General features: G+C 53.7%; 9 protein-coding genes and 4 tRNA genes. All 13 read right to left on the reverse strand.

The annotated features are described in order from the left end of the window. Positions 1-50: 50 nt before the first annotated feature. Positions 51-416, reverse strand: coding sequence for a 50S ribosomal protein L7/L12 (gene rplL, locus DK870_RS09050; protein ID WP_060755290.1), 366 nt, complete (start codon positions 414-416; stop codon positions 51-53). Positions 417-494: 78 nt separating this feature from the next. After that, complete coding sequence (gene rplJ / locus DK870_RS09055; RefSeq protein WP_016969477.1) at positions 495-995, reverse strand: 50S ribosomal protein L10; 501 nt, start codon at positions 993-995, stop codon at positions 495-497. 199 nt (positions 996-1,194) lie between these two features. Next, positions 1,195-1,890 carry a 50S ribosomal protein L1 gene (gene rplA, locus DK870_RS09060; protein ID WP_032884532.1) on the reverse strand — a complete coding sequence of 232 codons (696 nt, stop codon included), beginning with the start codon at positions 1,888-1,890 and terminating at the stop codon, positions 1,195-1,197. After that, positions 1,890-2,321 (reverse strand): 50S ribosomal protein L11, encoded by a 432-nt coding sequence (gene rplK / locus DK870_RS09065; protein WP_003176435.1) that lies wholly within the window; start codon positions 2,319-2,321, stop codon positions 1,890-1,892. The genes rplA and rplK overlap by 1 nt, the downstream gene beginning before the upstream one ends. Positions 2,322-2,438: 117 nt before the next feature. Beyond that, positions 2,439-2,972 (reverse strand): transcription termination/antitermination protein NusG, encoded by a 534-nt coding sequence (gene nusG, locus DK870_RS09070; RefSeq protein WP_161548482.1) that lies wholly within the window; start codon positions 2,970-2,972, stop codon positions 2,439-2,441. Positions 2,973-2,981: 9 nt separating this feature from the next. Next, positions 2,982-3,350: a preprotein translocase subunit SecE gene (gene secE / locus DK870_RS09075; protein ID WP_003194658.1), complete on the reverse strand. Its 369-nt coding sequence runs from the start codon at positions 3,348-3,350 to the stop codon at positions 2,982-2,984. 45 nt (positions 3,351-3,395) lie between these two features. Beyond that, positions 3,396-3,471 (reverse strand) — tRNA-Trp (locus DK870_RS09080). 163 nt (positions 3,472-3,634) lie between these two features. Further along, positions 3,635-3,710: transfer RNA gene (locus DK870_RS09085), tRNA-Thr, on the reverse strand. Between the two features lie 26 nt (positions 3,711-3,736). Then, positions 3,737-3,810: transfer RNA gene (locus tag DK870_RS09090), tRNA-Gly, on the reverse strand. 24 nt (positions 3,811-3,834) lie between these two features. Then, positions 3,835-3,919: transfer RNA gene (locus DK870_RS09095), tRNA-Tyr, on the reverse strand. A 143-nt stretch (positions 3,920-4,062) separates the two neighbouring features. Continuing rightward, complete coding sequence (locus DK870_RS09100) at positions 4,063-4,509, reverse strand: hypothetical protein (protein WP_060755291.1); 447 nt, start codon at positions 4,507-4,509, stop codon at positions 4,063-4,065. Between the two features lie 7 nt (positions 4,510-4,516). Continuing rightward, positions 4,517-5,266 (reverse strand): pantothenate kinase, encoded by a 750-nt coding sequence (locus tag DK870_RS09105; protein WP_161548483.1) that lies wholly within the window; start codon positions 5,264-5,266, stop codon positions 4,517-4,519. After that, entirely contained in the window at positions 5,256-6,215 is a 960-nt protein-coding gene (gene birA, locus DK870_RS09110; RefSeq protein WP_161548484.1) for a bifunctional biotin--[acetyl-CoA-carboxylase] ligase/biotin operon repressor BirA, read from the reverse strand. Before birA ends, DK870_RS09105 begins: the two co-directional genes overlap by 11 nt. Positions 6,216-6,376 lie beyond the last annotated feature (161 nt).

Below are 6,376 nucleotides of genomic sequence, written 5' to 3' on the forward strand. Positions count from 1 at the left end.
AGCCATCAGCCTTCAGCTTAACGCTTGGGCTGGAGACGCAAGGTCGATGCTTACTTCAGCTCGACTTTAGCGCCTGCTTCTTCCAGTACTGCTTTGGCTTTGTCAGCTGCGTCTTTGGCAACAGCTTCCAGAACCATGGCAGGAGCGCCGTCAACTACAGCCTTGGCTTCTTTCAGGCCCAGACCGGTCAGTTCACGTACTGCCTTGATCACGTTTACTTTCTTCTCGCCAGCTTCGGTCAGCATGACGTTGAATTCGGTTTGCTCTTCAGCAACAGCAGCAACAGCGGCTGGGCCGGCGGAAGCAGCAGCAGCGGAAACGCCGAATTTTTCTTCGAAAGCTTTGATCAGCTCAACAACCTGCAGAACCGACATTTCAGCTACGGCGTTGAGGATATCTTCTTGGGAGATAGACATTACTGTATTTCCTGAATTGGGGGACGGCCTACGCGGCCATCGAAATAAACAAAAATACGCGAGAGAAGTCGCTCAGCCTTAGGCTGCGGCAGCTTCTTTTTGCTCGCGAACTGCAGCCAGAGTACGAGCCAGCTTGCTGGTAGCGCCTTGAATCACGCTCATCAGCTGCGAAATGGCTTCGTCGCGGGTCGGCAGTGTTGCCAGTACGTCGATTTGGTTAGCTGCGAGGAACTTGCCCTCGAACGCAGCTGCCTTGATCTCGAACTTATCCTGACTCTTGGCAAACTCTTTGAACAAACGGGCAGCAGCGCCTGGATGCTCTTTGGAGAAAGCGATCAGAGTCGGGCCGGTGAACACGTCGTTGAGAACACTGTATTCAGTGTCAGCAACAGCGCGCTTGAGCAGGGTGTTACGTACAACACGTACGTATACGCCAGCTTCACGAGCCTCTTTACGGAGTCCGGTCATAGCGCCTACTGTCACACCACGGGCATCAGCCACGACAGCGGACAGAGCAGCTTTGGCAGCCTCGTTGACTTCAGCGACGATGGCCTTCTTGTCTTCGAGATTAATTGCCACGGGTTTAACTCCTGCTTGTTACCGTTTCATCTGGCCGAAGCCGGATGTCGTTTTGGTGTCTGATTCGGTAAGGAACCGGGAGCACCATCTGCGTAGGCTTGTGGTTTAAGACTTGCGCCGCCTACGGTCTTGGATAGCCCCCGCCAGGCAGGGACCCCAATTTTTTCAATTGACGCAGTCTCCTGCGCCAATCTGTGTCTTATACGTCCAGCGAGCCTTGGTCGATGACCAGACCTGGGCCCATAGTGGTGCTCAGGGTTACGCGCTTAACGTAGATACCTTTCGAGGAAGCCGGCTTGATACGCTTCAGATCAGCGATCAGGGCTTCAACGTTTTCCTTCAGCTTGACGGCATCAAAGCCGACTTTGCCAACGGAGGTGTGAATGATGCCGTTTTTGTCGGTGCGATAACGAACCTGACCAGCCTTGGCGTTTTTAACCGCGGTGGCTACGTCTGGAGTTACGGTACCAACCTTAGGGTTAGGCATCAGGCCGCGTGGACCGAGGATCTGACCCAACTGACCTACAACGCGCATTGCATCCGGGGAAGCAATAACTACGTCATAGTTCAGGTCGCCGCCTTTCATTTCGGCAGCCAGGTCGTCCATGCCAACGCGATCAGCGCCAGCGGCCAGAGCAGCTTCAGCTGCCGGACCCTGGGTGAACACAGCAACACGTACAGTCTTGCCAGTACCGTGTGGCAGCACAGTTGCGCTACGAACGACCTGGTCGGATTTACGCGGGTCAACACCCAGGTTTACAGCAACGTCAACAGACTCGCTGAACTTGACAGTCGACAGCTCGGTCAGCAGGGCAGCGGCGTCTACAAAGCTGTAGGCCTTGCCTGCTTCGATTTTGCCGGCGATAGCCTTTTGGCGCTTGGTCAGCTTAGCCATTACACACCCTCCACGTTAAGGCCCATGCTACGAGCAGAACCGGCGATGGTACGCACGGCTGCATCCATATCAGCTGCAGTCAGATCCGCGTTTTTGGTTTTCGCGATTTCTTCCAGCTGAGCACGAGTAACAGTGCCGACTTTAACGGTGTTAGGACGAGCGGAACCGCTAGTCAGACCAGCAGCTTTCTTCAACAGAACCGAAGCCGGGGTCGACTTGGTTTCGAAAGTGAAGCTACGGTCGCTGTATACAGTGATGATCACTGGAGTCGGCAGACCTGGCTCAAGACCCTGAGTACGGGCGTTGAAGGCCTTGCAGAATTCCATGATGTTCACGCCGTGCTGACCCAGAGCTGGACCGACGGGTGGGCTAGGGTTGGCCTGAGCGGCCTTCACTTGCAGCTTGATGTAAGCGGTAATCTTCTTGGCCATGAGGCACTCCAATTACGGGTTCAAACGCCTCGAAAGGCTCCCCGGTTACTTGCGCGTTTATCCCAGTGACGACAAAACCCCACAGCCTAAGGCTGCGGGGTTGGGATGCTTGCTCAGCTAGACCTTCTCGACCTGGCTGAACTCCAGCTCTACCGGAGTAGAGCGACCGAAAATGAGCACTGCCACTTGGATCCGGCTCTTCTCGTAGTTAACTTCTTCGACCGTACCGTTGAAATCAACAAACGGACCGTCTGTGACACGAACAACCTCACCCGGCTCGAAGAGAGTCTTCGGCTTAGGCTTGTCACTACCATCAGCAACACGACGCAGAATCGCTTCCGCCTCTTTGTCAGTGATAGGAGCAGGCTTATCAGCAGTACCGCCAATGAAGCCCATGACACGAGGAGTATCCTTGACCAAGTGCCAAGTACCTTCATTCATGTCCATCTGAACCAGCACATAGCCAGGGAAGAACTTGCGTTCGCTCTTACGCTTCTGGCCATTCCGCATTTCAACCACTTCTTCAGTGGGAACCAGAATCTCGCCGAAGCCATCTTCCATGCCTGCAAGCTTTACGCGCTCCAGCAAAGAGCGCATAACATGCTTCTCGTAACCCGAGTAAGCATGCACAACGTACCAACGCTTAGCCACGGGACACCCTTAGCCAACAATCAAGGAAACAAGCCAGCCGAGCAGGGAATCAAGCCCCCACAACAGCAACGCCATAACCAGAACAACAGCCACAACGATCAACGTGGTCTGCGTGGTTTCTTGGCGAGTCGGCCAAACGACTTTACGAATTTCGGTGCGCGCTTCCTTTACCAGGACTGCGAAAGACTTGCCTTTGGCAGTCTGCAGGCCTACAAAGGCAGCTACAGCAGCAAGAGCAAGCAAAGCAAGTACACGGTACAGGATCGGCGAAGCAGAATAGTACTGATTGCCAACAACGCCTACGACCACCAAAGCGACTACAGCGAGCCACTTGACCAGATCGAAACGAGAGCTTTGAGCTTCAGCCTTAGGAGTCATCTATGAAGATCCTGTGAAAAGAAAGCCAGACACACCACGTGAATCTGGCAGGTCAGGAGGGAATCGAACCCCCAACCTACGGTTTTGGAGACCGTCGCTCTGCCAATTGAGCTACTGACCTAAAACAAAATCAGGCCGACCATTATGCAGACCTGAAAAAGACTTTACAACAACCAACCCCAAGAGACTTGAAAACACCCTGACAACCAAGCCAGAAACAACGCAATCAAGCCGAGATAAGCTGTTAAAACAAAGGCAGATATTTTCATATCTGCCTTGTTATATGGAGCTCTTGAGCGGATTTGAACCGCTGACCTCACCCTTACCAAGGGTGTGCTCTACCAACTGAGCTACAAGAGCGAAACACCTTGCACAACCTGCAAACTTGGAGCGGGTAGCGGGAATCGAACCCGCATCATCAGCTTGGAAGGCTGAGGTTCTACCACTAAACTATACCCGCGGAGCTTGCAGCTCACGCTAAAAATGGTGGAGGGGGAAGGATTCGAACCTTCGAAGTCGTAGACGTCAGATTTACAGTCTGATCCCTTTGGCCGCTCGGGAACCCCTCCTAAGCGAGCCGGCATTTTACATTACGCCGACCTTCTGTCAAGCATTTTCTCATTTAAAAATATGAGGTTAGCTGCGTTGACCTTCGCTTCACACTGTAGACCGTAAAGGTCTTCACTGCGAAGCGGGCGCCATTCTATGCAAACTATTCGAGACTTGCAACGCCTTCGCACAACATTATTTTATGTTTTAACTCATTGAATTCCTTAGCAAGGTTTTCAAACGGCAGATCATCAGCCAGACGCCTGCTTTCCGGAGACACGCGAAGCCAGTAACCGAAAGCATCAGGAACGTTCAAGGTTTGGATCTTGGCCTTTATATCCAAGCTCATGAGGCGCTGCTCAAGCAACTGCGCCTGCCGCATATCTGAGAACCCACCCACGTATAAGCAGGTATTCTGAGCTTCTGGAGCCTTGGCTCGATCACGGCGGGCAACGCCATCGGAAGACTCACTCAGCAGACGAATGTCTTGCTGAGACCCCTTATAAAGACTCAATGGAGTGACATCTTTCGCACGCAACGGAGCCTCTTGCTGATGCCAGACGTAGTAGAAGACATTGAGCACAAGCAAAAGCAAAAACAGCCAACGCATAAACACCTCAGGACAAAGGGCACGCCATAGCCAGGCCGACGAAAACCAGATCAGGAACGAGCCGCCCCTGCGGAACGACTTCCGCAACCAAGTCCGCATCCCCCCCTGTGAGGAACACCGAGAACTCATCCCCCCAATAACTTCGGGCAAGCTCAAGCTGAGTCAGCACAAACCCCCTTAACATCAGCGTACAACCTCGCTCAACCGCTTCCACGGTAGTACGACCGGGAGAGAGCTGCTCCAGCGCCTGCTCAGCAGCGGTATCGTCGTATCGAATCTTTCGCGTATGCGTGCGCAATTGACTGCGCATAAGGGGCATGCCCGGGCAGATGAAGCCCCCCAGGTGCTCACCATCGGCCGCAATAAAGTCCGCAGTCGCTGCGGTGCCGAAATCAAGTACCAGGCAAGCACTTGAGCCCAACTTGAATGCCCCAAGCATTGCCAACCAACGATCAAGCCCCAGTCGTTCAAACTCTTCATAGCCGTTACGCACCCCCGCCATTTCCCGCGCAGAAGCCGCACACGACACGCTGACGCCAAACACCCGCTCCAACACCTCCACCAGCTTATCGGTCTCCTCGACAGCTCGAACGCTCACTAGTCGGCACCGCGTTAGCGACAGATCTGGAAGTGAGAGCAGACTTTCAACCAATGAAGCGTCCGAGCCAACCACCCCCTCAGCCAAGACTCCCGCTTTATCCGGCCCAAGTACACGCCACTTGATGAAGCTATTCCCACAGTCGAGCTCAAGAATCATCACGCAACCTCAGGCTTAACTCACCACCGCTGTATGTTTTCTCGACACCATCAACACTCAGGCGCAATGCACCCTGGCGATCGATACCTAGCACCACCCCATCAATTTGGTTGACGCCCGCTATGAGAGACACAGCCCTACCCTGCCACAAATGATTTTGCTCCCATTCCTCCTGGAGAGCAGAGAAGCCAAGGCTTTTATGTCGGTCCAGATAGCCCTGCAACTGCAAACCCAACCTTGCAACCAAATGGTTGCGATCGACCGAAGACCCAGTCTCCAACTGAACCGACGTCCATTGCTGATCAACATCAGCCGCCTTCTGCATATTCACATTAATACCGATACCGAGCACAACGTGACAAATGTCAGCAGGATCCCCCACCAACTCAAGCAAAATACCGGCAATCTTTTTGTCTTCAACCAAAACATCGTTTGGCCATTTCAAGGCCGCACGCTGCACACCCGCCTCACGCAGGGCCTGCATGACCGCCAACCCCACAACCAGACTGAGGCCCTCCAACTGCCGCAGCCCGCCCTCAATGCGCAACACGAGGCTGTAATACAGATTCTGCGCGTATGGACTGACCCATTTACGACCACGCCTACCGCGCCCTGCGGTTTGCTGCTCGGCCAGCACCAGGAACGGCGCAGCGCTGCCGGCGTCAACAAGACGCAAAGCTTCAGCATTAGTGGAATCAACAGAGTCGGAAATGTAGACAGGCCATACAGTGGAGCCCGAATTCGCCGCAATTTCCTCGGCATTCAGGAACGCCAGCGGAGACGCGAGTTGATAGCCCCTGCCCCGGACTTTATGGATGGGCAGATTCAACTCAGCCTCAAGATGTTGAAGCTGTTTCCAAACAGCGCTGCGGCTTACGCCCAGAGCGGCCCCCAGAGCCTCACCAGAATGAAATCGGCCATCTTTTAGAAGTTCTAACAACGTCAACATGCACATATCGCCTCACGATGAGGCACGCATGATAGCCATGCGCAAAGCCATTGCATAGAAATGGCCGAACTCTAGCCTTCATCGGCCCCTACGCATTTTCGATCGCCCAAAACAAAACCCCATCTGCTTTCGCAAATGGGGTTTCGGAATTTAATCTTGAC

The organism is Pseudomonas sp. Q1 (assembly GCF_009935975.1).
GTDB lineage: Bacteria > Pseudomonadota > Gammaproteobacteria > Pseudomonadales > Pseudomonadaceae > Aquipseudomonas > Aquipseudomonas palleroniana.

Bases quoted from the DNA above. Each gene is read 5' to 3' on its own strand.
- secE (WP_003194658.1), bottom strand. From the start codon at position 3,350: ATGACTCCTAAGGCTGAAGCTCAAAGCTCTCGTTTCGATCTGGTCAAG.
- birA (WP_161548484.1), bottom strand. From the start codon at position 6,215: ATGTTGACGTTGTTAGAACTTCTAAAAGATGGCCGATTTCATTCTGGT.
- rplK (WP_003176435.1), bottom strand. From the start codon at position 2,321: ATGGCCAAGAAGATTACCGCTTACATCAAGCTGCAAGTGAAGGCCGCT.
- DK870_RS09105 (WP_161548483.1), bottom strand. From the start codon at position 5,266: ATGATTCTTGAGCTCGACTGTGGGAATAGCTTCATCAAGTGGCGTGTA.
- rplA (WP_032884532.1), bottom strand. From the start codon at position 1,890: ATGGCTAAGCTGACCAAGCGCCAAAAGGCTATCGCCGGCAAAATCGAA.
- DK870_RS09100 (WP_060755291.1), bottom strand. From the start codon at position 4,509: ATGCGTTGGCTGTTTTTGCTTTTGCTTGTGCTCAATGTCTTCTACTAC.
- rplL (WP_060755290.1), bottom strand. From the start codon at position 416: ATGTCTATCTCCCAAGAAGATATCCTCAACGCCGTAGCTGAAATGTCG.